The sequence below is a fragment of the Hyphomonas oceanitis SCH89 genome (assembly GCF_000685295.1).
In the GTDB taxonomy this organism is placed as follows: Bacteria; Pseudomonadota; Alphaproteobacteria; order Caulobacterales; family Hyphomonadaceae; genus Hyphomonas; species Hyphomonas oceanitis.
Window position 1 is genome coordinate 22,311 of sequence record NZ_ARYL01000021.1, and the last position, 23,744, is coordinate 46,054.

Annotated in this window: 22 protein-coding genes; 11 read left to right on the forward strand and 11 right to left on the reverse strand. The window is 58.3% G+C overall.

The features are described 5' to 3' along the window. The first annotated feature begins 70 nt into the window (after nt 1-70). Both HOC_RS13475 and HOC_RS13480 read left to right on the forward strand, forming a co-directional pair. Nucleotides 71-2,347 (forward strand): TonB-dependent receptor, encoded by a 2,277-nt coding sequence (locus tag HOC_RS13475; RefSeq protein WP_035539484.1) that lies wholly within the window; start codon nt 71-73, stop codon nt 2,345-2,347. Nucleotides 2,348-2,357: 10 nt separating this feature from the next. Beyond that, nucleotides 2,358-3,764: an MFS transporter gene (locus HOC_RS13480; protein WP_162174856.1), complete on the forward strand. Its 1,407-nt coding sequence runs from the start codon at nt 2,358-2,360 to the stop codon at nt 3,762-3,764. Nucleotides 3,765-3,795: 31 nt separating this feature from the next. On the opposite strand, the gene HOC_RS13485 is transcribed toward HOC_RS13480, so the two are convergent. The 3 genes from HOC_RS13485 to HOC_RS13495 all read right to left on the reverse strand — a co-directional run bounded on the left by HOC_RS13485 (nt 3,796) and on the right by HOC_RS13495 (nt 7,024). Beyond that, nucleotides 3,796-5,343, reverse strand: coding sequence for a N,N-dimethylformamidase beta subunit family domain-containing protein (locus tag HOC_RS13485; RefSeq protein WP_035539486.1), 1,548 nt, complete (start codon nt 5,341-5,343; stop codon nt 3,796-3,798). A gap of 80 nt (nt 5,344-5,423) precedes the next feature. Then, nucleotides 5,424-6,080 (reverse strand): class II aldolase/adducin family protein, encoded by a 657-nt coding sequence (locus HOC_RS13490; protein WP_035539487.1) that lies wholly within the window; start codon nt 6,078-6,080, stop codon nt 5,424-5,426. Next, on the reverse strand, nt 6,080-7,024 hold the full coding sequence (locus HOC_RS13495) for a carbohydrate kinase family protein (protein ID WP_035539535.1): 945 nt from the start codon (nt 7,022-7,024) through the stop codon (nt 6,080-6,082). Before HOC_RS13495 ends, HOC_RS13490 begins: the two co-directional genes overlap by 1 nt. Nucleotides 7,025-7,112: 88 nt before the next feature. On the opposite strand from HOC_RS13495, the gene HOC_RS13500 reads away from it, so the two are divergent. Genes HOC_RS13500 through HOC_RS13510 form a run of 3 tightly spaced genes read left to right on the forward strand, consistent with a single transcriptional unit; the run spans nt 7,113 to nt 10,798 of the window. Continuing rightward, nucleotides 7,113-8,390, forward strand: a complete 1,278-nt coding sequence (locus HOC_RS13500) for an aminotransferase class III-fold pyridoxal phosphate-dependent enzyme (protein ID WP_035539488.1) — start codon at nt 7,113-7,115, stop codon at nt 8,388-8,390. Continuing rightward, nucleotides 8,380-9,537, forward strand: coding sequence for an alanine racemase (alr, locus tag HOC_RS13505; RefSeq protein WP_084146328.1), 1,158 nt, complete (start codon nt 8,380-8,382; stop codon nt 9,535-9,537). The genes HOC_RS13500 and alr overlap by 11 nt, the downstream gene beginning before the upstream one ends. A gap of 16 nt (nt 9,538-9,553) precedes the next feature. Beyond that, nucleotides 9,554-10,798, forward strand: coding sequence for a D-amino acid dehydrogenase (locus HOC_RS13510; RefSeq protein ID WP_035539489.1), 1,245 nt, complete (start codon nt 9,554-9,556; stop codon nt 10,796-10,798). 13 nt (nt 10,799-10,811) lie between these two features. Here HOC_RS13510 and HOC_RS21340 read toward each other — a convergent pair whose 3' ends face one another. Genes HOC_RS21340 through HOC_RS13525 form a run of 3 tightly spaced genes read right to left on the reverse strand, consistent with a single transcriptional unit; the run spans nt 10,812 to nt 12,454 of the window. Further along, complete coding sequence (locus HOC_RS21340) at nt 10,812-11,435, reverse strand: MotE family protein (RefSeq protein WP_051624880.1); 624 nt, start codon at nt 11,433-11,435, stop codon at nt 10,812-10,814. A gap of 4 nt (nt 11,436-11,439) precedes the next feature. After that, a complete protein-coding gene (locus HOC_RS13520; protein WP_035539490.1) occupies nt 11,440-11,925 on the reverse strand; it encodes a hypothetical protein in 486 nt (161 codons plus the stop codon). A gap of 4 nt (nt 11,926-11,929) precedes the next feature. Beyond that, nucleotides 11,930-12,454 carry a flagellar basal body-associated FliL family protein gene (locus tag HOC_RS13525; RefSeq protein ID WP_035539491.1) on the reverse strand — a complete coding sequence of 175 codons (525 nt, stop codon included), beginning with the start codon at nt 12,452-12,454 and terminating at the stop codon, nt 11,930-11,932. Nucleotides 12,455-12,629: 175 nt separating this feature from the next. Between HOC_RS13525 and fliF the strand changes: the two genes are divergently transcribed. Genes fliF through HOC_RS13550 form a run of 5 tightly spaced genes read left to right on the forward strand, consistent with a single transcriptional unit; the run spans nt 12,630 to nt 16,888 of the window. Beyond that, a complete protein-coding gene (gene fliF / locus HOC_RS13530; RefSeq protein WP_241767030.1) occupies nt 12,630-14,102 on the forward strand; it encodes a flagellar basal-body MS-ring/collar protein FliF in 1,473 nt (490 codons plus the stop codon). Beyond that, entirely contained in the window at nt 14,095-14,688 is a 594-nt protein-coding gene (locus HOC_RS13535) for a hypothetical protein (protein WP_035539493.1), read from the forward strand. Before fliF ends, HOC_RS13535 begins: the two co-directional genes overlap by 8 nt. A 4-nt stretch (nt 14,689-14,692) precedes the next feature. Continuing rightward, nucleotides 14,693-15,010, forward strand: a complete 318-nt coding sequence (locus HOC_RS13540) for a FliM/FliN family flagellar motor switch protein (protein ID WP_051624881.1) — start codon at nt 14,693-14,695, stop codon at nt 15,008-15,010. After that, entirely contained in the window at nt 14,997-15,773 is a 777-nt protein-coding gene (locus HOC_RS13545) for a flagellar type III secretion system pore protein FliP (protein WP_035539494.1), read from the forward strand. The genes HOC_RS13540 and HOC_RS13545 overlap by 14 nt, the downstream gene beginning before the upstream one ends. Then, nucleotides 15,770-16,888, forward strand: a complete 1,119-nt coding sequence (locus tag HOC_RS13550; protein WP_035539495.1) for a FliG C-terminal domain-containing protein — start codon at nt 15,770-15,772, stop codon at nt 16,886-16,888. The genes HOC_RS13545 and HOC_RS13550 overlap by 4 nt, the downstream gene beginning before the upstream one ends. A gap of 17 nt (nt 16,889-16,905) precedes the next feature. On the opposite strand, the gene HOC_RS13555 is transcribed toward HOC_RS13550, so the two are convergent. The 5 genes from HOC_RS13555 to HOC_RS13575 all read right to left on the reverse strand — a co-directional run bounded on the left by HOC_RS13555 (nt 16,906) and on the right by HOC_RS13575 (nt 22,685). Continuing rightward, nucleotides 16,906-18,015: a flagellar basal body P-ring protein FlgI gene (locus HOC_RS13555; protein WP_035539496.1), complete on the reverse strand. Its 1,110-nt coding sequence runs from the start codon at nt 18,013-18,015 to the stop codon at nt 16,906-16,908. 4 nt (nt 18,016-18,019) lie between these two features. Further along, complete coding sequence (locus HOC_RS13560; protein ID WP_035539497.1) at nt 18,020-19,003, reverse strand: flagellin; 984 nt, start codon at nt 19,001-19,003, stop codon at nt 18,020-18,022. A gap of 1 nt (nt 19,004) precedes the next feature. Continuing rightward, on the reverse strand, nt 19,005-20,453 hold the full coding sequence (flgK, locus tag HOC_RS13565) for a flagellar hook-associated protein FlgK (RefSeq protein ID WP_035539499.1): 1,449 nt from the start codon (nt 20,451-20,453) through the stop codon (nt 19,005-19,007). A 28-nt stretch (nt 20,454-20,481) separates the two neighbouring features. Next, complete coding sequence (locus HOC_RS13570) at nt 20,482-21,786, reverse strand: flagellar hook protein FlgE (RefSeq protein ID WP_035539500.1); 1,305 nt, start codon at nt 21,784-21,786, stop codon at nt 20,482-20,484. Nucleotides 21,787-21,866: 80 nt separating this feature from the next. Next, on the reverse strand, nt 21,867-22,685 hold the full coding sequence (locus tag HOC_RS13575; RefSeq protein WP_035539501.1) for a flagellar motor protein MotB: 819 nt from the start codon (nt 22,683-22,685) through the stop codon (nt 21,867-21,869). Between the two features lie 154 nt (nt 22,686-22,839). Here HOC_RS13575 and HOC_RS13580 point away from each other — a divergent pair, with 154 nt between their 5' ends. Next, nucleotides 22,840-23,739 (forward strand): FliM/FliN family flagellar motor C-terminal domain-containing protein, encoded by a 900-nt coding sequence (locus HOC_RS13580; RefSeq protein WP_035539503.1) that lies wholly within the window; start codon nt 22,840-22,842, stop codon nt 23,737-23,739. The last annotated feature ends 5 nt before the right edge of the window (nt 23,740-23,744 follow it).

Consider the following 23,744-nt stretch of genomic DNA (forward strand, 5'->3'; position numbering starts at 1 on the left):
CTATTGTAAAAGATATAGCGATCGCTACCCTATCCCAAAGCCTCAGAGGCAGATTGAAAGGGATAGTGTAATGAGATTGCGTCTTCTTGGTACCAGCGCTGCGGCGCTTTTGATGGCCGCGAGTGCATATGCGCAGGCACAGGAAGCTGATGCGGGTGCGCCAGCGCAGGCGGAGACTGAAGACGCCGTTGCTGTGCTTGAGCAGATTGTTGTGACCGCTCAGAAACGCTCTGAAAATGTTCAGGAAGTGCCGATCGCCATTACGGCCCTGTCGTCGTCGACACTGGAAAAGCAGCGCGTGACCAATGTCGTCTCACTCGACAATCTCGTTCCCGGCCTGCGTATTGCCGCAGCTGATGCGGCTGCAAACCCGAAGATTTTCATCCGCGGCTCGGGCCTCAATGACTTCAACCCCACGTCTTCAAGTGGTGTCGGTCTCTATGCAGACGGCGTCTATATCGGCTCACCGCTCGCGCAGTTCGCGACATTCTTCGATCTCGATCGTGTCGAGGTGCTGCGCGGGCCACAGGGTACGCTCTATGGTCGCAACACAACCGGCGGCGCCATAAACGTCATCAGCAAGCGCCCGACCTTTTCGCCCGAGGGCTATGCCGCGCTTGAGTATGGCACCTTCAACGCTGTTGATGCCACGGCAGCCTTCGGCGGGCCGATCGTGGAAGACAAGCTCGCCTTCCGGATTGCGGCCAAATATGCCGAAGACGATGGCTTCAGCACCAATGCGGCAACCGGACATGACGTGAACTTCACGGAACAGTATGCTGTGCGCGGCTCGCTTCTCTTCACACCTGACAGCGACACGGATGTCATGTTCACGGTCAATCGTTTCATGAACCGTGGTGGCGCTGTACAGCCAAAATCACGCGCGCTCTTTCCATCGGCGCCGGAAGCGGCTGGCCCAGACGGCGTTTGCGCGCCGAATGCCTATCGCAGCGGACTCTGCACCGATCTGCTCGGATATGCCGATACCAATCCCGATCCATACAAGGTCGACTCAAATCTCGAAGGTCTCGATAAGGTTGATCTGACCTCGCTCATGCTGTCGGTTGACCGTAGCGTTGGCGACCTGACGCTGACATCAATCACGGCTTGGCAGGACGTTAAGCGTAACGCGCAGGAAAATACTGATTCCAGCCCGCTGCAGATGATTGAATCATCTTACATCAACCAGCAGACAGAGTTCTCTCAGGAGCTGCGTCTCGCTTCGGATGTTGGTGCGCTGCAATGGGTCGTCGGTGCGTATTACATGCGCGATACAACTGACAGCAAAAGCGCTTACGACCTTCTGCGTGCCTACCGTCCATTCTTTGTGACGCCCGAGAATCCAAATGGCGCAAGCCCTGAGAATTCGATCGGCGTCTTCGGTTATCCCTACGAGCAGACAACTGACACGTATGCCATTTTCGGCCAGGCCGACTATGAGCTGACACCGGACCTCATCCTGACAACGGGTCTGCGCTGGTCTTCGGACGACAAGACGATGGATTATGCTCGCACCATCGAAGAATCGATCGTCCAGTTCTCGGTCAAGGACAGCAAGACATTCAGCGACTGGTCCGGCAAGGTAGGCCTGAAATACAATCTCAGCGACCTGTCGAATGTCTACGCAAGCTATAGCCGGGGCTACAAGAGCGGTGGTTTCTTCGGCGGCAATGCCGATGACGCCTCGCAGATTCAGCCCTATGCCAACGAGACGGTGAATGCCTATGAGGTCGGCTCCAAGAGCGATCTGATGGGCCAGCGTCTTCGCCTGAACCTGTCCGGCTTCTACTATGACTATCAGGACATACAGGCTTACTCGACTGTGCTGCGTGACGGGGTCACTGTGCAGGTACTGGACAATGCGGCCTCCGCAGACATGTACGGTGCCGAAGCGGAACTGACCTACATGCCAGTGCGCAACCTGGACCTGTCTCTTGGGATGGCTTGGCTGCATGCTGAATATGGAGACTACAAGTCTCTGGGCGATGACTATTCCGGCAATCAGATGCCGCAGGCGCCCAAGTACAGCCTGACGTCACGCGCCCAGTACACATTTGAAATGCCAAGCGGCGCCACGATCACGCCAAGCGTTGACATCTCCTATCGCTCCAAAGTGTTTTTCGACAGCACGGAGCGTGAGCGCCTTTCCGATCCGGAGCTGTGGCTCGTCGGAGCCGAGCTTGCTATGACTTCCGCGAGCGGCCATATCGAAGGTGGCTTCTGGGGACGTAACCTCACAGATGAGGCCTACCTAACTTCGGCTAACCCGATCGACAGTCTCGGTGTTGATCTGCTGACTTATTCGCGCCCTCGCAGCGTGGGCATCTTCCTGCGCTACAACTACTAAGATGGCCCTGATGTCGGCAGGGCCCTCGGGTGAGATGGAAGCCTCACCCGAGTTTCCGGTCTCTGGCCGGAAACTCGACCGGAGTGCGTGGTCATGGGCGCTCTACCAGGGCGGCCGTGATCCCTATATCGGCCTTGTCAGCGGCTTTCTCTTCGCGCCCTACTTTGCGACGGAAGTTGTCGGCGATGCCGTGAAGGGCCAGGCGATGATCGCCCAGGTCGGCATCATTTCAGGATTGACCGTAGCCTTCGCCGGCCCTGTGCTGGGGGCAACGGTCGACTTGCTTGGGCCGCGCAAGCCATGGCTCGGGCTTTGCACGCTGCTGGTCATCCCGCTGATGCTAAGTCTGTGGTTCGCGCTTCCGGGCGGAACGCTTCTGTCGCCTTGGGTCGTTGCCGGCATTCTGGCCGCGATCGCAGTGTTGCTGTCCTGCGGTGAAGTTCTGTTCTCCTCTATGCTCACCTATGCCGCCAAGCCGCGCATGCAGCCGATGGCATCTGGACTCGCGCTGTCGCTTGGGAACGTAACGTCCATTGGGCTCCTGCTCTTCATTCTTTTCGCTTTCATGCTGCCGGAAACGCCCTTGCTTGGGCTGTCAAAGGAAACGCATGAGCCGGACAGGATCGTACCAATCCTCGTGGCGGCGACATTCGCCCTGTGCGCCATCCCCATGTTCCTGTTCAGCCGTGACGCGCCATCCGTGGCCAAAAAGGCATCGCTGAAATCCATTCTCGGCGGGGTTAAATCCCTGATCGGGCTAGTCAGGAATGCAAAGGATAATTCTGACGCAATGATATACCTGCTGGCCCGGACCTTGGCGCAAGATGCTGGTGGCGTTCTTCTTGTCCTATGTGGCGTCTATGCGGCCGGCGTGATGGGGTGGGGCGCAACTGAGATGCTGGTTTACGGCCTGCTTGGGTGTGTAGCGGGCTTTATTGGCGGCTTTGCGGCTGGCTTGCTGGACGAGATGTTCGGGCCGAAAGTGGCTTTCCAGATCGAGATCGCCGGATCGGTTCTGGGCCTGATCGGTATTATTGGCGCTGCGCCTGACCAGATCCTGTTCATTCATATCGCCGATCCGGTTGCCTTGTGGAACGGACCCATGTTCACGACAGCGCCGGAAATGGCATTCCTGCTCTGCGGCTTTTTCGGCTTCGTGTTCCAGATTGCGGCCTGGTCTTCCAGCCGCACACTGCTGACGCGCATCGCCCCGAAGTCTCAGATGGGCGCCTTCTTCGGCCTTGCTGCGCTGGCTGGCAACAGCACAAGCTGGCTTGGCCCGCTCTTCGTCGGCATATTTACCAGCGTGTTCAAATCGCAGCAGGCCGGGTTCATCCCCGTGACGGTGCTGTTTGCCGCCGGGTTCTTCCTGCTCTTTCTGGTGAAAGGCGGCGGGCGGGAAATCGATCCCGCCTGACGCATCGGCGCAAGGTGCCTTGGCGAAGGGTTTAGCCCTCCGCCCGGCGTGTCACGCCAAACTTGTGCAGGACATTGCGGGTGATCGCGGCGACGAAGGGGTCCTTCGCAGCCAGGCCGTGCGCCCATTCCGTCGTGCCGGAGTTGAAGACCTCGCCTTTGCCCCGCTTGAAGCTCGTGATCATCGTGTGGCCGCGCAGGACGCGTTGCTGCGATGCTGGTGAGCTGTCGCCATAGGTCACTTCGGCAATGACATCGAGTTTCTCAGGTGGGATCATGGCGGCGTATCCGGTTTCGGCGTCTTCACCAAAGGCAACCGGGGCCAGCGCAATGATCTCGAGGTTCGCTGGCACGCCCAGCGTCGGAATTGCGCGCGGTAGGCCGTCTTTTCCGAATTCGAACAGGCAGCCGTCGCTTTCGTAGCCTATGAGCGGAATGTCGCCCCCCAGCACATCACCGTAGAAGAGGTCAGAGCCTTCAAGCGCCCAGTGGCGGTCATTGTAAACGGTAAAGCCGCCCTGGCCGCGCGACACGCACATGCCGAGGCGGTGATAGCCGCCGAAATTGAAACTGAGGCCCGTGAGTTCTGCTTCCGGTGCGCCAAAGGCGGAATGGGACCAGAGGTGCGTTGCCTGGTCTGCTGGCACGTCTTCAGCCTCGAATCCTTTCCATTTGTGGCAGACATAGGTGCGGCCATCATCTTCCCAGCGCACTTTCCAGAAGCAGGTATTGCCCGAGAGAATGGCCACATTGCCGCCGGCGTCGACAAAGCGCTCGACCTGCGCGCGCTCGTTGCCGGACCAGTATTCACTGTGGCCGACAAAATAGGCGGATTCATAACTTTCGAGGATAGACTGATCGACGTCGAGATCATAGTCGGTCACGAAGTCCAGTGCGTAGCCTTCGGTCTCTGCCCAAGCCACAAACGCATGTTCCCATTTGTGCAGGAATCCGGCCGAGCCATCATAGGGTGACACACTGTGCTCACGCATGAATTTCGGATCCGCGGCCCACGGCTTTTCCTTGAACTCACGTTTGCGCATGTTGACGAGGCGCGGCGGATTTTCCGGTGGCGCGATGATCATCTGAACGAAGGGGCGCTGCGTGGAGAGAACACCGATAGCCTCGTCCATGGCCTGCGCAAACGGGACGGTGCCGTTCATTAAGCCTGTCACGTTCGAGTAGGCATTCGCGCCTCCCCACCAATTATAGGAATGGTACGTGTTGGTAGAGAGTACCATGACGGCTTTCGAGCCAGTCGTTCCGACGGTAGGGCGCACACAGACAAAATGGTGAGTCTTTTGCCCGGCGATGTCCGTCAGGCAGATGTCATAATATCCGGACTTCCAGTCCTCGCCAACTTTCACTTCCAGTGCTACGGGCCAGTTGCAGCCATCCCGGTCGACATGCGGCGGGACGGGATATTCGCCTGCCTCGACGCCATCCATGGTCAGAACGATTTCACGTGCGGCGCCGACGCGGGCGATCTCCAGGCGGCATGGCCCATTCGCAACGGTGGCATGCAAAGCAAAGGATTCGCCCGGGCGGACGCTGAGGCGATCAGTATAACAGGCAAGCATGCGAAGCTCCTAATTGGGTGCTTTAGTGATGGTAGCTATAGATATCTTATGTGCAAGGGCAGCGAGGCGCGCTGCGGCATTCAGCCTTGCTTCTTCTGCCCATAGGTCTTGAAGCGATCCAGGATGCGCGCCATTTCATCATCCGAAAGCAGGCTAGGTCCGCCGATGGCCAAAGTGCCCCAATAAATCGCAGCCTGCTCTTCGACTTCTTCGGTAATGAGGAGGGCATGCTTGAGGCTCGGCGCGACGACGACCTGCCCGTGATTGGCCATGAGGGCGGCATAGCGCCCGTCGAGCGTCGCGATCACGGATTCTGCCAGTTCAGCCGAACCGAATGTGGCGTATGGGGCCACGGGAATGCTCGCACCACCGCTGACCGCGACCATATAATGCATGGGGGGGATTTCGCGATGGGCGCAAGATAGCATGGTTGCGTGCCTGGAGTGGCAATGGACGACTGCATTGACGTCAGGCCGTAGTGCCAAAAGCTGCTGGTGCATGCGCCATTCGCTCGATGGACGCATTCCGTCCTGATCAAAGTGACCCTCCGCGTCGACCAGGACGATGTGTTCCGGTTGCAACGCGCTCGGCGGAATGCCTGTCGGTGTAACCAGAAGCGAGCTTCCAAGCCGCGCTGACACATTTCCCGATGTGCCTCGGTTCAAACCGCGGGCATCCATGGCTTGCATGACCTCGGTAATCTGCTCGCGCAGCTTGCTTTCAAGTGCCTTGTCCATCATGCGTCCTCGAGAATGGGTAATACATGCATCGCCGCTTCTGTCGCTGCGAAGCTTTCAAGCTTTCCGTAAGTTGCAAGTCCTTGTGCCACATGCGCTGCTGTCGCGGCGGCGAAACGAAGGGCATCGAGGTCTGCCCAGCCCTTCAGGTGGGCGGCGATAAAGCCGGCACAAAATGAGTCGCCGCAAGTTGTCGTGTCGGCCACCTTTACCGAGAACGCGGGCAGTCGGCCCGTCAGCTCGCCTGCGGCCATCACAGCGCCGGCGCGTCCGTTCTTGATGACGCAATTGCGTGCCCCCATGGCAAGGAAAGCCTTGGCGGCCATGGCAAGATCGTCTTCGCCGGTTATGCGGCGCGCTTCATCGGCACTTGGGATAAACCAGTCGACGTGCGGCAGTATGAGCGCCAGTTCGTCCCGCGCACCCGGGCCAGGCGCGATCAGGTCGCACACAACCAAAGCGCCATTCTCACGCGCGAGTTTCAGAAGCTCAGCGCCCGCGCCGCCATCAAATGTGGGGGCGCCAATAGCGCCGTAGTGGAGGCATTTCGTATTCTGTGCCGCTTCTTTTAGCGCATCGGTCAGCGGAGGAATCGATCCGGCGCCGGGGGCGTGGAGCGTCGGCCTGCGTCCCTCATTATCGATGGGCAGGATGGTGGTCGAGGTCGGGGTGCCTGCAAGTGTCTGAACAAGCTGTGTATCAACCCCGCCCTCCTCCAGCGCAAAGCGCACAAGACGTCCGGTCAGGTCATCCCCGACCGCGCCTGCCAGCGCCGTGCTCACCCCAAGGCGTGCCGCGATACAGGCCGTGCCGCCAGCCGTTCCTGCCGGCGCACAGGCGATCTGTTCGATCAGCCGACCGCCCTCATTGGCTGGAATTTCGGTAATCGGACGGCCGACCACGTCCAGCGTGATGAGCCCGACACAAATAAGATCCCGCTTCACTGAACTATCCTCCATAATTCGCCTTGCGAACCTAGACATAAATAGTAAGATAGTCAAAACTATCATTCATAATCTTTGCGAGGGCGCCATGTGTTCTAATTCTGTTGACAAGAATCTGCGTGAGCGGGCTGAGGCGGTTATACCGGGTGGCATGTACGGTCACCAGTCCGTTCGTCTCTTGCCGGATGATTACCCTCAATTCTTTGATCGGGCCTCGGGCGCCTATTTGTGGGATGTCGATGGCAATCGTTATATCGACTATATGTGTGGCTACGGTCCCAACCTTTTCGGCTATGGGCAACTGGATATTGATGCCGCCTATATTGACCGTATGAAGCAGGGCGACACGATGACGGGTCCTGCCGGGCTCATGGTCGAGCTTGCCGAACAGATTACGGCGCTGGTTACGCATGCCGACTGGGCAATGTTCTGCAAGAATGGCACAGATGCAACAACGATGGCGATGATGATCGCCCGCAACCATACGCGCCGCAAGACCATCGTACTCGCCAAAGGTGCGTATCACGGCGCGGCGCCATGGTGCACACCATTGCGAAACGGTGTTGTGCCGAGTGACCGGGCCCACCAGATTTTCTACGACTACAATGATGTTGAAAGCCTGGAGGCTGCCGTCCGTGAGGCGGGTGATGATCTGGCGGCTGTCTTTGCCTCGCCGATCAAGCACGACACATTTGTGGATCAGCAAGATCTCGACCCGGCCTATGCAGGCCGCGCACGTGAACTATGTGACGAAACCGGCGCGCTGCTGATAGTCGACGATGTGCGGGCTGGTCTGCGCCTCGCGCGTGACTGCAGCTGGTCACGCGTCGGAGTCCAGCCGGATCTGTCAAGCTGGGGCAAATCGATTGCAAACGGCCATCCGATCTCCGCGCTTCTCGGCGCCGAGAAGGCGCGCGCCGCAGCGGCCACAATCTATGTCACCGGCTCTTACTGGTTTTCTGCTGCCCCCATGGCTGCCTCGCTTGCAACGCTGAAAATGGTGCGCGAGACAGACTATCTTGAGCGCACCCAGATTTTGGGTGAACGTCTAAGGTCCGGATTGGACGAAGCGGCAATACGCCACGGATTTTCACTTCGGCAAACTGGCCCGGCTGTCATGCCTCTTATCATGTTCGACGACGATCCGGGGCTCGGGAAGGGATATCTCTGGAACGATGCACTGATGAAACGTGGCGTTTATTTCCACCCATGGCACAACATGTTCATCTGCGCGGCGATGACAGAAAAAGACATCGACGACACGCTCCAGGCCAGTGACGAGGCCTTCAAGATTGTTCGCGATGCAGGCGCGATACCGCCAGTCGAAAAGCTCGCTGTACTAAGCAAACTCACAAATGCTGACTGAACCAGCTGTGCGGCTGAATGAAATGGCTGACCGGATCGGATCATCCGTTCAGGTTGAGGCGGGCGTTCTGTCGATTGACCTCTCAGCGGTCATTGCAAACTATCGCTTCGTTCAGATGAAAGCGCCTGCGGCGCGCATTGGCGCAGTCGTCAAGGCGGATGCTTATGGGTTGGGCGCGCGTACCATAGCGCCTGCGCTCGCAGGTGCAGGCTGCCGGGACTTCTTTGTGGCGCATCTCGCAGAGGCGCTGGAACTGGTTTCAGGCCTTCCCGAATCTGCGCGCCTCTATGTGCTCAACGGTCTTGCGCCTGGCATGGAAGGTCTGTGTGCGCAGGCCGGTATATTTCCGGTACTCAATACGCTGGAACAAGCGCGACACTGGCAGAGACAGGCGGCCGAGATCGGCCAAAAATTGCCGGCTGTCCTCCAGCTGGATACGGGCATGTCCCGTCTGGGACTCGGGGTGAATGATCTGGAAACGCTCCTGCGGCAGCCCGGTTTCCTTGACTGGGTCGACCTGCGCGTTGTGATGAGCCATCTGGCCTGCGCTGATATGCCTGATGCGCCTGCCAATGCAGACCAGGCCAAGCGTTTTGCGGAGATGGCGATACGCGTGCCGGGAGCGCAGAGATCGCTGGCCAATTCTGCAGCCGCCATGGGAATGTCTGATCATGCTGGCGATCTGGTTCGTTCCGGACTGGTGCTCTATGGCATTGATCCCTTGCCCGGCCCGACGAAAGGTCTTCGTCCTGCGATCGCACTTTCTGCACGGGTGATCCAGATCCGGACTGTGCCAGCCGGTGTGGGGGTTGGCTATGACCATGACTATGTGACGCCCTCACCCCGGCGGCTTGCAACACTATCGGTGGGATATGCGGATGGTTGGCCGCGCGCACTTGGTGGCAAAGGCGCGGTATGGCTAAACGGCGTTTCGCTCCCGCTCGTGGGGCGTGTCTCGATGGATACGTGCACGGCGGACGTCACAGAAATCTCGGCGGAAAGCATAGAGCCTGGCGACATGGTTGAGCTGATCGGCCAGCATCAAAGCGTATCCGATCTGGCGACACTACTCGACACGGCGCCGCATGCGGTTCTCACCGGCCTAGGTAAGCGATTTGAGCGGCGCTTCACGGGTCAGGCTCAATAGGGCTTAGAGGTATAAAATGAAAGTTGTTGTTCTGGGTGCAGGCGTCGTCGGCGTGACGACAGCCTATTATGCTTCTGTTGCGGGGCATGATGTCACCGTGATTGATCGCCAGTCGGGCCCAGCCCTTGAGACGAGTTTCTCCAATGCAGGCGAGATATCACCAGGCTATGCGGCGCCATGGGCGGCGCCGGGAATACCACTCAAGGCGCTCAAATGGCTGCTTATGGAGCATGCGCCGCTAGTGGTTCAGCCGCGGCCTGACCCTGCCATGATTAGCTGGGGCCTCCGTATGCTGCGCAATTGTACGCCGCAGCGCTATGCCATCAATAAGGCGCGAATGGTGCGCCTCTCGACCTATAGCCGTGCGATGCTGCAGGCGTTGAGAGAAACGGAGGCCATTGAATATGATCACCGCACACTGGGCACGCTTCAGCTTTTCCGTACGCATGCCCAGCTTGATTCAGCTGAAATGGATATGGGCGTGCTGAAGGGTGAGGGTGTAAATTTCGAACTTCTGGATGCGGAAGGGTGCCGTCAGATCGAGCCCGGCCTGCGCAAGGCAGAGACGCCGATCGTAGGTGGTCTACGGCTGCCCGGTGACGAGACTGGCGATTGTTTCAAGTTTACGCAGGCGCTGGCGGCAATTGCGGAACAACGCGGCGTACATTTCATGTGGAATGCGCCGATCGAAAAACTGGAGCGTCAGGGCAACCGTGTCTCGGTGCGCGTTGCCGGCAATAGCATCAACGCTGATGCATTTGTCCTTGCTTGCGGAAGCTGGTCGCCTGTTCTGGCGCGTCCTATCGGGCTGCGCTTGCCGGTTTACCCGGTGAAGGGTTATTCCATTACAGTTCCTGTCGGCGACGACCAAAGCGCGCCGCAATCCACCTTGCTGGACGAGACATATAAAGTGGCCATTACCCGGCTTGGTGATCGCATCCGGGTGGGGGGAATGGCAGAGCTTGCCGGCTTTGACCGGAGCCTCAACCCTCGACGACAGAGAACGCTTGAGCATTCGCTTTTGAGCCTGTTCCCGCAAGCGACTGAGTCCACGGAGCGGTCTTTTTGGTCCGGTTTCCGCCCCATGACACCGGATGGTACGCCGCTGATCGGTAAAACTGGCTTTGACAATCTCTATCTCAACACAGGGCATGGCACGTTGGGCTGGACAATGTCGTGCGGGTCGGCGCGGGTGGTTGCAGACCTGATCTCCGGCCAGACGCCGGATATTCGCTCAGATGATCTGGGCCTGGACCGCTAGTTCGGTCAATGCATCAGTTGGAGGCGGCTGAATCCCGTATATCGGCATTCAGCTCTGCCAGTTTCAGGCTGACAGCGTAGGCCTTGCGGGTTTCCATGCTGGCCATAATAAGGCCGGCCTGTTCGCTGCGCATGAGGCGCAGGAAATTGCCGGCAAAATCAGGCTCCATCTGATTGAAAATGGCCGCCGCCTGGTCTGGCTTCATTGAGCCGTACATGCGGGCCAGATGCATGATGTCCTCGTCCGAGGTGGTCTGCATTTCCTTCCAGCGCGCTTCGAGTGTTTCCTGAAGGGCGTTCAGCTCAGCCGTTCGGCTATCGAGCTCGAGTGAGCGAGCCTTCAATGCAAGGGTATCTTCCTGCAGCTGGTCTTCCTGCGCGGCGATCAACTCCTGCTCTGCGGTGATTGCTGCTGCCGTCTCGGCGGTGAAGCAGACTTCGTCAATCGGTCTTGCTTCGGGTGCGGCGGCGGCTTCCACCACTTCATGCGCGTCTTCCTCGCTGGCATGCGTACCTGCGGCCAGTGCTTCTGCGGCAGTTGCAAGATTGCTTGGCAGGAAACGCACGGCGGCACCGACGGCAAAGAGAAAGCCGAGCGTCAGGAGGACATACGAGCCGCGGTTATTCAATGATTTCATCGCGTTATTCCGCCGGATACGGGATGGCGGGCCTGCGCGCAGGCGCAGAGGCGCGCCCGCGTTCCGCATCTTTTTCTGTCAGTTTACGGAACTCTTGCATCATGTTCGTCATCTCAACGATTCGGCTCTTCGACTGGTCGAGGATGATCCGCATCATGATGCCGAGTTCCGTTTGCGTGTTGGTCACCTGATCGACAGCGCTCTGCTGGGTGGTTTCCAGTGAGGACTGAACCGTCTCCAGGCGGGCGCAGGTGGCATTGGCTTCTTCGAGGAGGCCGGCAAGGCGGCCGGCCATCTCGCCGACATGTGACCGGGTTTCTTGCGTTGAACTCGACATGGCCGAAATCGACTTGGACATGGCCAGAATGGTGGCCCCAAGACCATCCTTTGTGTTCTGCAGCGCCTTCAGGCGCCGACTGAGCACGAAGCAGTAGACGCAGGCCGCACTCGACACCAGGATGATCGCAATGTCTGTGGGTTCGAAACTCATCGCCTTACCTCAACAGGAATTCTGTAATCAGGACGCCATCAGAAACGCCGCCACCGAGCACCAGTTGTGAGCGCCGCCCGAGTTGGTCCCGCATATGGGAATAAAAGCCGGGATTCTCGAAATCTGTCAGCTCCACAGACCGCAGGTAATTTGTGAAGGCGTCGATCAGCACTGGCTCCGCATCGGTGACGGCGGACGTGCTGCCCGAGTCGCATATGATCGCAATCTTCAACTTGATGTACCGCGTCGCTGGTTCGCTTCCGATCGTGACGAGAATATCCCGAAGCTCGACATAAGACTGGTTGGGCTTGATGGATGATTCGGCAACTGTAGGTGATTCTCCGGGGGCGCACACCGGTGTCGCATCGGCAGGGGCCGAAGGTGTAAGAAAAAAGACTGTGGCAAACGAGGTTGCGAGCGCGCCCACAGCGAGCAGCGCCAAGCCGACGACACCGCCGGATTTCGCACCAGCCGGTGCAGCGTCAACGCCATCTGTACTCGCGGCCTTCGAAGCCTTCTTCCCCGCCATAGGCAGTCACCTAATTTACCATCCCAGATGTCTGTTAAACAAATGTTGGGGTAAAGGAACCGTTAACAATTACTCGTAATAAATTAACCAATACCGGGAGCAGGGTTCAGTTCGGAGTTGGTGGGTTATGAGTTTTATCTCAACCTTGAGAGGGTTGCCGTTGTCTCGGCAAATCATGCTTGGGGTGGCTGTCCTTGGCGTTGCACTGGCAATGGCGTTTCTCGTGCGGGGCGCGACGCAACAGCCTATGTCACTGCTATACTCCGGCCTTGAGCCAGCGCCGACAGGCGAGATCATTGAAGAACTCGAAAAGCGTGGCACGCCCTATGAAATTCGCGGCGACGCGATTTTCGTTGGCGCAAAGGACCGCGACGCCGTTCGCTTTTCCCTCGCCAAGGCTGGCCTGCCTCAGCAGTCCGTGCAGGGCTATGAATTGCTCGACAGCGTGAACGGCTTTTCCGTCACGTCCGAGATGTACAATGCGGCTTACTGGCGTGCCAAGGAAGGTGAACTGACGCGAACCATCCTTGCGATACCCGGGATCGAGTCGGCGCGCGTGCATATTGGCGCGAGCCTGCGAAGCGGCTTTTCGCGCACTGCCCCGAAAGAGACCGCCTCCGTGACGCTGGCGACCAAGTATGATCTTTCCAGCGGGCAGGCGCAGGCGATCCAGTATCTGGTCGCGCTCGCCATTTCCGGCATGAGCCCGGACGAAGTGGCGGTCATCGATTCCAAGAAGGGCATCCTCGCCGGACCGGGCAACGACACTGCCAAGCAGCCGGGCGTGCAGGCGGAGACGCAGGAAGGCATGCTCGAGCAGAAAGTCATGCGGCTGCTGGAGGCGCGCGTTGGGCCAAACAATGCGCGCGTTTCTGTTTCGGTGGACGTCAGCCATGAGAGCCTGCGCACATCCGCCGTCACGTTCGATCCGGACTCCCGTGTTGTACGAAACCGGTCGACCGGTGATGTCAGCGAGTCGAGCGGCGGAACATCCGGCGCCGTCACGGCGGCGAGCAACCTGCCGCAGGCGAATGATGCGCCTGGCGGTTCGTCCAATAGCACAGCCCGTAATTCGAATGAGACGGTCTCCTATGAGATCAACGAGACGCGCACCGAAACGGAGCGCATGCCGGGCGCGATTGAGCGTATTTCAATGGCGGTACTCCTCAACGATCAGGTTCTTGGCATCGATCCTGCGGCCCCCGATGCGGCAACCCTTACCGAACAGATGGCTGCCGATTTCAAGCAGTTGATCATTTCAGGCGCTGGCCTCGACACAAGCCGCGGCGACGACCTGACGGTTGAATTCATGCCTTTCCAGGCGCTGCCAGAACCTGAAATGGTTCAGGCACCCAGCCTCGTGCAGCAGCTGATGGAGCGCTATATGTGGTCTGGCATCAAGATTGTGGTTCTCGGTCTCGTGGTCATTGTGCTGGCGTTCGGCGTGATCCGTCCCCTGCTCAGCCAGAAGCCGCAGCTGGAAGGCATGGCTGGCGGCGCGGGCGATCCTTTTGCTCTTGGCGTCGATGGCGCTGCCGCAGACCCATTCCTGTCACTCAAAGACTATACTTCTACGCGCCAGGATGATGCAGCAGCCATCCTTCAGGAATGGTTGAATGAAGACCGGAAGGCGGCTGTCAATGAGTGAAGGCTTCCTTGCTACTCGGCCGCGGTTTGATACGGACGCTCCGGCGCCTGTGTCCAATGCGCGCCGCATTCTTCTGAGACAGACGGTTGCTGAGCCTGAGCCGGAACAGCCTGTTCCGGAAGTAGCGGCGCCCGATCCCGAGCCTGAAATAATGGCGCCCGTTCACCCGGATTTTGCTGATGTCGAGATTGTCGTGGCGGCGCTCTCGGACACGATAGAACGGCTGGAAAGAGAGTCGCGTCAACAAACGCTCAAGACAACACAGGCCCTCGCTGCGCGCCTTTTTCCGGAGCTCTCTCGCGCGTTTCTGGCACAAGAGATTGCACAACACCTGAGTTCCATGGTGCCGACGACGGCTCCCGCCGTTGAGATTCGCGCGCAATCGCTCCTCGCCGAAAAGTTGCGTGAGCTGGTTGCTGCCTCGCCAGCGCTGAGTGAGCGATGTGCCGTCGTCGCAGCCGGATCAGACGAGAGTTCCCGCGTAGAGGTGTCGTGGGAAACCGGCGGTGTCACCTTCGATTTCGATGGGCTTCTAACGGCCTGCCTTGCCCAGCTGGATTCCCCTCAAGCACCGATCAAAGAGTAAAATCATGGCAAACCCCGAAGAAATTCAACAACCTGATACCGACCGGCGCGAAACGACGACGGCAAACAAGTACCGGCGCTCTATTTTCAACGTACCGGTCACCGTTACGGTGTCCATCGGGCAGGCGCGATTGAGTGTCTCGGAAATTCTCGAACTGCGCCCTGAATCAGTTGTCCCTTTGACATCGCGCATTGATGATCCTGTCAATATAACGATCGAAAACAAACTGATCGCGCGGGGCGAACTGGTCGAAACAGAAGACGGATCGCTGGGCGTCAAGATCACCGAAATATCAGAGCAGGCAGGCGATGCCATCGCTTAGGAGCGTCGGCGTCTATCGCTTTCTGGCAATCCTGATTGCGGCGCTTGGGTGCGTCGCAATGGCTGCCCATGCGCAAGCCGCGCCGCCGACGCCCATGACAGGCCTCGATGACGTCCTGAACGGGGCGGGGGGAGGGCTCAGCCGCTCGACAATCCAGCTATTCCTGCTGATCTCGGTGCTGAGCCTCGTGCCGGCGATCGCGATGATGGTCACATGCCTTCCCTTCATGGTGATCGTGTTTTCCTTCATGCGCCAGGCCATTGGCGTGCCGCAGGCGCCGCCGAACATGATGATCATGGCGCTTGCCATGTTCCTGACCTTCTTCGTCATGGAACCGGTCTTCAAGGATGCCTGGGAGACAGGCATCTCGCCTTATATGGATGGCGTGTCGACAGAGGAGCAGGCCTGGGTGGACACGACCGGGCCGTTTCGCGAATTCATGTCGCGCCGTATTGAGCCGGAAACGATTGTGGTGCTCGGTGAGGCTGTGAACCGTCCGGTTGTGGAAGGTGAGGCACCGTCTTTTTCCCTTCTGGCAACCGCCTTCATGCTGTCGGAAATCAAGCATGCCTTCCAGATCGGCTTTGTGATCTTCCTGCCCTTCATGGTGATCGACTTGGTCGTCGCGTCTGTCCTGATGGCGGTAGGCATGATGATGGTTCCGCCAACAGTTGTTTCCCTTCCGTTTAAGCTTGGATTCTTCATTCTGGCTGATGGTTGGCTAAAGATCACCGAAGCGGTGTTGAGAGGATATACCGGATGAGCACCCAGCCCCGTACGGAACTGGCCACGAGACTTTCAACAACGCCTGAGCCGGTTGTGCCACGGCTTGTGCCAGTGTCGACGATTTCGCCGTCGCAACGCGCCGCTGTTATCATCGCAATGCTGGGCGAGGCGGCTGCCAAGCCGATTGTCGAGAAACTGGATGATGCGGCGCTGGCAAAGGTGGCGGTAGCATTGCAGAATATCTCTTTCGTGGCACGCGACGAGATTGTCGCGATCGTCATCGACTTCCTGACCCATTTGCGCGGCTCCGATGGTGCCCTGCGCGGCGGACGGGATAAGGCCCGCGAAGTGCTGGCGGGCGTGCTCGACGCCGAAAAGCTTGCGATGATCATGGGCGATGAAAAAGCCAGCAAGCAGGCTGTGCCTGGAACGGCTGAAGTATCAGCCGACCCATGGGTGCGCTTTGCCCGCCGTGAGCCCAAACAGATCGCTGCCTATCTAGGCAAGCTCTCTCCCAACATCATCGCTCTTATCCTCCGCAAGATGGAGCTTGGAGTCGCATCGGAAGTCCTGGCCCTCTTGGACGATTCCAAACTGACGCCTGCCATGGGCTTCATGGTGCAGGCCCAGAGGGTGGATCCGGGAATCGACCAGGTTCTGGCCCGCATGATCGAGATGGAATTTCTCAACAATGAAGACGAAGGATCTGAAGAGAATGATGATCACCTGTCGGCGATTGGTGAATTGCTGAGCCTTATTCCGGCGGAGAAACGCGACACGCTGGTCAAGTTCCTCGAGACCTCGCATGAGGACAAGTTGCAGGGTATCCAGAAGTCACTCTTCACGATTGATGGCTTGCCGGACATGCTGCCGAAGAATGGCGTGCCTGTCGTTTTCCGCGAACTGGACGAGGCCACCTCGCTCAAATTGCTCAGCAGTCTGCAAGGGCCTTACCCTGCCGTGGCGGAATTTCTGCTGGGCAACATTTCCTCGCGTCTGGCAGACAAGCTGCGTGAGGAACTGGGGGAGGCCAAAGCGCCCTCGCCGGTCGAAGGCGAACAGGTGCAGCGCGAGTTCCTGAGCATGCTCATGACCATGAAGCGCAGTGGTCAGATCACGCTCGTGACGACCCCAGCGTCAGCTGAAGCCTGAGCTTCAAGTAACGCCCTCTAGCGTACGATCAGCTCGGCGTGGATCGCGCCGGCGGCCTTCATCGCCCGGATGATATCGGCCATTTCCTGAGGTGACACGCCCAGCGCATTAAGCCCGGTGATCAACTGGGACAGGGAAACGTTTTCATCAAGCATCGCGATATTGCCATTGCCGGTATTCCCGATCGTGATCTGCGAACGTGGTACGGTCGTGGTTTCGCCTTGCGAGAACGGATTTGGCTGGGACACGATCGGCGATTCCACGATCTTGATCGATATATTGCCTTGGGCGATCGCCACTTTCGAGATCGTCACATCTTCACCCAGAACAATCGTGCCCGATTTCTCGTCGATCACGATGCGTGCAGGTGTCGACACGGCGACCGAAAGGTTCTCGATGCTGGCGAGCACGCGGGAAGGGGAGTCAGTCACTTGCAGCAGGTCCAGGTCGATCGTGCCGGAGTCGCGCATCGAAGCCATCTGGAAACCAACGGATTTGTTGATCGTGTCTTCAATCCGGGCTGCGGTCGTGAAATCGGGATTGCGCAGGGCCAGCGTGACGATGTTACGGTCATTGAAGGCATAGTTGATTTCACGCTCAACACGGGCGCCATTCGGCACGCCGCCTGTGGTCGGCGAGCCGCGCGACTCGCTGGCGCCGGCAGCTTGCACATTGATGCCGCTGACAATGATGCTGCCCTGCGCGACAGCATAGACCTCATTGTCGGCGCCCTTGAGAGGCGTCAGGATAAGTGTGCCACCCTCAAGGCTTTTCGCGTCGCCGATCGAGGCAACGGTCACATCTATCGTGGAGCCGTTACGTGCAAAGGACGGGAAGGTCGCCGTAACAAGTACAGCCGCGACGTTCTTTGGTTTGATGTCTTCCCCCTGAACGTTCACGCCAAGGCGCTCCAGCATGTAAGACAGGGAATCCTCGGTGAAGGGGGAATTTTTGACGGAATCGCCTGTGCCGTTGAGGCCAACGACTATGCCATACCCAACGAGATCGTTCTCGCGCACGCCTTCAACATCCACGATGTCGCGAATGCGTGGCTCAGCGGCGGCCGACATGGGCAATGCAAAGAGGATTGCCGCGATCAGGGCCTTGAGTCGGGGGGCGCGGGTCATGGCATTACCTCAAGAAATTGAGCAGGGTCAGATTGGCGAGGCGCGACGTCAGCGTATAGGCGGCCTCAAGGCTGCTTTCGAGCTCTTTGAGTTCGGAGGCGGCTTCATACTGGTCGCGGGCTGTCAGCTCATTGAAGGCTGCTGTCAGAACGGTTTTCTCGACCCCAAGTGATTCTTTTTCTGTCTGCACGCGAGCCTGGGAAAGGCCAACCACTGCACGCACATTGATCAATGAAGTCTGCCCGTCAGTCAGGCTCTGCGCGGCAACAGCGACAGCAGAGCTTGCACCATTCAGAATGGGAAGGGCCTCGTCCGGCCCGGAAAGCGCCATGACGGCTAATCCGGAGATAATCTTTAACAGGCTGTCATTTGTGCCGGGAACGGACTCAGGATCAGACGCCGTTTCCGTTCCGGCATAGATATTTGCTCGCCACCCGCCCGTCGGTGAGTTGAAATAGGTGTCCAATTGTGCGGCAAAGTCAGCGTCATCTGTTGCCGTGGTCGCGATCTGCCGAATATCCGACAACAAGTCGTCGACCGAGGCAAAGGGCGGCGTTGTCGCTGCGTCGCCTGCAAATAGATATCTCTCGCCATAGCGGACATTGAGTGCCGAAAAGGTCTCGCTCAACGCCGACCTGGAATCTCGAGCGGTCGCCGTTTTCGACGCAACGTCATCAGACGCCAGGGCGGCCTGCATGCGTGCGGGAAGGCCACTGATGCTGCTCTGAACAACTTCCAGACTGCGCTGGGTCAGTTCCAGCCGCCCTTCGCGGATCTGAAGACGCACACCCTGTTGCTCAATGTCGTCGATCGCCTTCTGGCCAAGCATGGCCTGGCTGATCCGGCCCGAGAGGTGGCGCGTCATGTCTTCGTAGCGACCGGTCACCGTCTCCTTTGACGTCGTCTCCAGACGATCGCGAATGGCCTTTATCTCAGGACTGAGGCCCTGCGATGAGGTGAGAGAGGAGGGTGGCAGGAAACGAAGCATATCAGATATCCATCAGCCGCTGGATCATTTGGCTCGCGATCTCGATTACCCTCGCATTGGCTGCGTAGGCTTGCTCAATCAGCAGAAGGTCCTGCATCTGGGTGTCGACGTCGACGCCATTCTGCGCCTGTTCAGCCTGGAGAAGCATCGCGTGCTGAGAAGACGTGGACGACAGAACAGTCTCATTCTGAACGCGGCTTTGTCCGGCAAGAGAGGCAAATTGCGCGACCATCTCGACGGAAGAGAACGACCCCTGGATGCCTGAATCATTGATGGGGTTCGCGGATTTGAATGCGCCCAGCAGGCCGTTCAGAATTGTTGCATTGCCGGTCGGACCTGGCGCGGTCGCGCCGATGCCGTCACGCAGCCGCCATGTGCCGCCGCCCTTGTCCGGGTCTATGGCGGCGTTGATGGATATCCTGCTGGCAAGGCCGACGCCGCCTGCACCCGTTGAATCGACAAAAATGCCTTGCTCGCCCGGTGTCTTGGTCGGGTCGAGGGCGTCATCGGAGAAGCGTGTTATCAAGTCGCCTGCCAGCGCGTCCAGTTGGGCGCCGACCGCCGGCAGGTCCTGATCCCTCAGCGTGAAGAGCGCGCCGAATACGCCGCTTGATACGGCGCCATAGGAGGAGGAGCCGGGTGTGATCGAGATGCCGTCCACACTCATTCCGGACAGGGTCCCGTTGGCTAGCGTATCACCCTGGCCAAAGGCGGAGGTCGGGCTGAATTCGATTTTGCGCGCAGTACCCGCTAGCAAGAAGACGCCCTCGGGCGTCACGACATCAATGGCGCCATATTGGCGATCAACGGTTTGAACCGGCATGTATTCCGAAATCGTGTCGAGCGCGCGATTGCGCTCGTCGATCAATCCGGCTGCCTGGCTGGACGTCCGGTCCATACTCGACAAGCGACCGTTTATGTTCTGGATCGTCTTCAGAGCCGAATTTACGATATCAACCCCGTTGGAGATTTCGTGGTCTGCTTCGGATCTGAGGCTGTCGACCATTTGCGACAGGTTATGGAGTTCCTGAACAACGGACTTGGCCGAGCTGAGCACGGCTGCCGCATTCGAGCTGGATTCCGGCGACAGGGCGAGATCTGACAGGGTCGATTCAAGGCCGGAGAATGCCTTGAAGAGTCCTGTGCCTTCCGAAGAATTGCCGATCTGGGCGGACAGGGTTTTCCATGTCGAAGTCAACATGTCCGCTTGCGCGTAATCGCTCGTCAGGTTGCGCCGCTCTGCTGTCAGTGCGTAATTCTGCGAGCGGGATATGCCGATGGCCTCCACGCCACCTGCGGTGCCGCCAACGCGTCTTTCCGATACGACAAGCGCCCGGCTTACATAGCCGGGCGTTGAGGCATTGGCGACGTTGGTTGCAGCAATATCGGCCCTCAGACTTGTGATCTGAAGGCCGCTCTTTGCAGAATTGATAGCACTGGACAGAGTCACGTGTGCGGCCGCCTTTCAGCGCTGCTTATCAGCGTTTCAGATTGGTCGTTTCCTGCAGCATCTCGTCGACTGTCTGGACGATCTTTGCATTCGACGAATAGGCGCGTTGCGTTTCAATCAGGTCTGTAAGCTCAGCGGCGATGTCTGTCGTGGATTCCATTAGGGAATACCCGGCGACCGCGCCAACTGGACCGGCGCCAGCATCCCACAGGTACATGCTGCCGCTCGAACCTGAGACTTTATAAGCTTGGCCATCAAGAGCCTGAAGACCGTTCATGTTCGGTACGTCGCCAACCGGAATCTGGTAGAGCGTGCGGCGCAGGCCCGTGTCATATACGGCCTGCAAGTAGCCTTTCTCGTCGATCTCGACTGACTTAAGATCGCCAATCGGTGCGCCATTCTTGGAAACATTGGTTGGCGAGAAAGGGGCTGCCAGCTGTGTGATGCCCTGGCTATCATCAGGGCGGCCGATGTTTACCGATACGGGGCCGTGAGGAAGCGTGAGCGAGATAGCGCCGGACGCCGCGTCATAGGTCGCTCCGCCGCTTGCCGTTGCGCTCAGGATGCGTCCGCCGGAGACAGGTGCGTCGCTGAATTCCATGTCCAGGGTACCAATCGAGACGGCTGGGTCGCCAGCGCTGTCAAAGATATCGACTTTCCACTGGTTGCTGGCGCCCGTTGCCGGAACCACCGGGGAGAACTGGAACGTCAGCGTGTTGGCGCGGCCGAGATTGTCAAAATACTCGACCGGCAGGTTGAAGTCGCCTGTCGTGGAGCCAGCATTGGTCGCGTCGGCTGGCAGGTTGATGCCGATGTCCATTTCGGTTGTCGGTGTCGCAGTGAACTGCGAGGTCGAAATGTTCACGGGTGCCAGGTTCACACCGCTATTGCGGCTGACATTGCCGACTTCGCCAGACGAATTGGCGGGCCAACCAAGGAGGAACAGTCCGCTCTGTGTGCGTAGGTTGCCGTTTTCGTCGGCATAGAAGGAGCCGGTCGGCACAAGCATCATGTTTCTATTCGACGCTGTTGATGTCAAACCGCTTGTGTCGGTCACCGGGAGGAGTCCGCGTCCAGAGACTGCGATATCCGTTGCGCTGCCAGTCGAGATGAGCGATCCCCTGGCTGAAACGTCCTTGAAAGTATCCACACGCACGCCGCCAGCGGCGTAGGCGGATGATCTCTGCTGGATCACCATGCTTGAAAAATCCACCTGGCTGCGCTTGTAGCCAGCAGTGGATGAGTTCGCGATGTTGTCTGAAATTGTCGAGAGACGCGCGGAGTTGACGTTCAACCCCATCACGCCTGCGTTCAGGGACGAAGAGATGCTCATGTACGGTTGCTCCTGCAAGGTATAGCAACCAAAATTAACCCTTGATAGTTAATGAGCGGCTAACCGATCGGGCCGTTCTGTTAACGAGTCAGGATGGTGATCGAGATCCGGCGGTTCTGGGGTGCGGACGGATTACCCTGGATCAGCGGATCCGTGTCGGCCTTGCCGGAAACTTCGAGAATACGATTGGGGTCCATATTCGCGGCAAGCAATAGCTTGCGCGCTGCATTGGCCCGGTCCGATGACAGGTTCCAGTTATCATACACAGCGCCGTCGCGGTAGCTGAGGCTGTCGGTATGGCCAACGATCTTGATATCGTTCTGGAACGTCCCGAAGGACTTCGCTACCTGGCCCAGCATACCCGTGAGCAGGGGAGACGGATCGCTCTGGCCGATCGGGAAGAGCGGTGCGTCCTCGGAATCGGTTATCTCGAGGACAAGTCCCTCAGGCGACATCTTGATCATCATGTGCTCGGAAAGCTGGTGGCCTTCAGCGCTCATCGACTGCTTGAGTGTTTCAAGTTCGGCGGCGATCTTACGCTCGTTGGCTTCTGATTGCTTGCCATCGCTATGGTTGGCGATCGTTTCCTTGCGAGACGCGCCTGTTCCCATACGGGCATAGGTTTCCTCAGTCATGATCGAGGAGCCGTTCAATCCATCAGAGCCGCCGCCTGATATGCGGGAGATCGGGATGGTAGGGCTGAAATAGTCGGCGATACCTTTACGCTGCTCTTCCGTCGTGGCGTTAAGCAGCCACATCAGAAGGAAGAACGCCATCATTGCGGTAACGAAGTCGGCGTATGCAACCTTCCACGCACCACCGTGGTGCTCGGCGGCCTTAACCACGCGCCGGCGCTTGATGATCGTGGGTTGCACGATAGCTGCGTTTTGAATTTCCATAGGTCCCGCCAGTCGAATGATGGGACTCGTTTACCAAAGATCAGTGAAGGATCATTGCTTGTTCAATGCTTAACTTTAGGTCTTCCGTTAATTCTTTTTCAACGGGTCAGTCACCAATTGGAAGGGTTATTATCCCTCTAGTTGCAGGTGATTCGTGTCCGCCATTCTACGGAAAAAGATTGAAGCGGGAGCTGGTGTTCCGCCATCCATCGCAAATCTGCGTCCGTTCTGGGAGCAGGTGCAGTCCAGCGCAGAGGCGTGGGCCCATGCGAATTTGGGTGCGGAGACGATGGTCAAGATCATCGGTCGCCGCGTGATTGGTGCCAGTGCTGCAGACGATATCCTTGAGGATCCGTTTACCTTCTTTATGGCCGCCAACCTGTCGTCTGGCATTGCCTCGGTTACGCTGGATAATCGCATTGCGATACAATGTGCAGCCGCACGCCTGCATCAGGATGTCGAAAGTCTGGCAGACGCTTCCTCACTCTTTCTCAAGCTTCTTTGCGAGCAAACTTCCGTCGCCCTCTGGCAGAAGATGGGTGCGCCTCTCGAAGGACATGAAGTTTCTGCGAAGCAATCTCCGCTTTGCGATAGTGAATCGGCTGTCGGCGGGTTCGATAATGCCAGTCGGTATTTGCGGGTGGATCTCGAGCTTGAGTTTGGGGGCGGCGTTTCCGTTCTCAAGATTATGTACGCCTTTGATTTCATGCAGCAACATGCGCAAACCGAACTGCGGCACGAGGAAGTCAGGAAGCAGGAGGCATGCCAGCAAACCCCGAAATCTCTCAGCGCATCTATCCGGGCATCGGGAATATCGCTGGACGTGGTTCTGGAGCGCATGACGCTCACGATCGCCGAGTGTTCGCGGCTGGAAGTTGGCAATGTTCTGCCGCTTGCCAATGCTGACGCGAACCGTCTGTCGCTCTGTGCAGAAACAATAAATGGAAGTGTCGATATCGGCTTGGGAGAGCTGGGTGTGTGGAAGCGGCAAAGAGCCGTGAAGCTTCATACGCCAATATCAGAAAACTTCGCTCGTGAGTTAGTGGATTTGTGACAGCG

Excerpts from the sequence above, each read along its gene's own strand:
- HOC_RS13475 (WP_035539484.1), top strand. The coding sequence starts at position 71 with ATGAGATTGCGTCTTCTTGGTACCAGCGCTGCGGCGCTTTTGATGGCC.
- HOC_RS13480 (WP_162174856.1), top strand. The coding sequence starts at position 2,358 with ATGTCGGCAGGGCCCTCGGGTGAGATGGAAGCCTCACCCGAGTTTCCG.
- HOC_RS13485 (WP_035539486.1), bottom strand. The coding sequence starts at position 5,343 with ATGCTTGCCTGTTATACTGATCGCCTCAGCGTCCGCCCGGGCGAATCC.
- HOC_RS13490 (WP_035539487.1), bottom strand. The coding sequence starts at position 6,080 with ATGGACAAGGCACTTGAAAGCAAGCTGCGCGAGCAGATTACCGAGGTC.
- HOC_RS13500 (WP_035539488.1), top strand. The coding sequence starts at position 7,113 with ATGTGTTCTAATTCTGTTGACAAGAATCTGCGTGAGCGGGCTGAGGCG.
- alr (WP_084146328.1), top strand. The coding sequence starts at position 8,380 with ATGCTGACTGAACCAGCTGTGCGGCTGAATGAAATGGCTGACCGGATC.
- HOC_RS13510 (WP_035539489.1), top strand. The coding sequence starts at position 9,554 with ATGAAAGTTGTTGTTCTGGGTGCAGGCGTCGTCGGCGTGACGACAGCC.
- HOC_RS21340 (WP_051624880.1), bottom strand. The coding sequence starts at position 11,435 with ATGAAATCATTGAATAACCGCGGCTCGTATGTCCTCCTGACGCTCGGC.
- HOC_RS13520 (WP_035539490.1), bottom strand. The coding sequence starts at position 11,925 with ATGAGTTTCGAACCCACAGACATTGCGATCATCCTGGTGTCGAGTGCG.
- HOC_RS13525 (WP_035539491.1), bottom strand. The coding sequence starts at position 12,454 with ATGGCGGGGAAGAAGGCTTCGAAGGCCGCGAGTACAGATGGCGTTGAC.
- fliF (WP_241767030.1), top strand. The coding sequence starts at position 12,630 with ATGCTTGGGGTGGCTGTCCTTGGCGTTGCACTGGCAATGGCGTTTCTC.
- HOC_RS13535 (WP_035539493.1), top strand. The coding sequence starts at position 14,095 with ATGAGTGAAGGCTTCCTTGCTACTCGGCCGCGGTTTGATACGGACGCT.
- HOC_RS13540 (WP_051624881.1), top strand. The coding sequence starts at position 14,693 with ATGGCAAACCCCGAAGAAATTCAACAACCTGATACCGACCGGCGCGAA.
- HOC_RS13545 (WP_035539494.1), top strand. The coding sequence starts at position 14,997 with ATGCCATCGCTTAGGAGCGTCGGCGTCTATCGCTTTCTGGCAATCCTG.
- HOC_RS13550 (WP_035539495.1), top strand. The coding sequence starts at position 15,770 with ATGAGCACCCAGCCCCGTACGGAACTGGCCACGAGACTTTCAACAACG.
- HOC_RS13555 (WP_035539496.1), bottom strand. The coding sequence starts at position 18,015 with ATGACCCGCGCCCCCCGACTCAAGGCCCTGATCGCGGCAATCCTCTTT.
- HOC_RS13560 (WP_035539497.1), bottom strand. The coding sequence starts at position 19,003 with ATGCTTCGTTTCCTGCCACCCTCCTCTCTCACCTCATCGCAGGGCCTC.
- HOC_RS13570 (WP_035539500.1), bottom strand. The coding sequence starts at position 21,786 with ATGAGCATCTCTTCGTCCCTGAACGCAGGCGTGATGGGGTTGAACGTC.
- HOC_RS13575 (WP_035539501.1), bottom strand. The coding sequence starts at position 22,685 with ATGGAAATTCAAAACGCAGCTATCGTGCAACCCACGATCATCAAGCGC.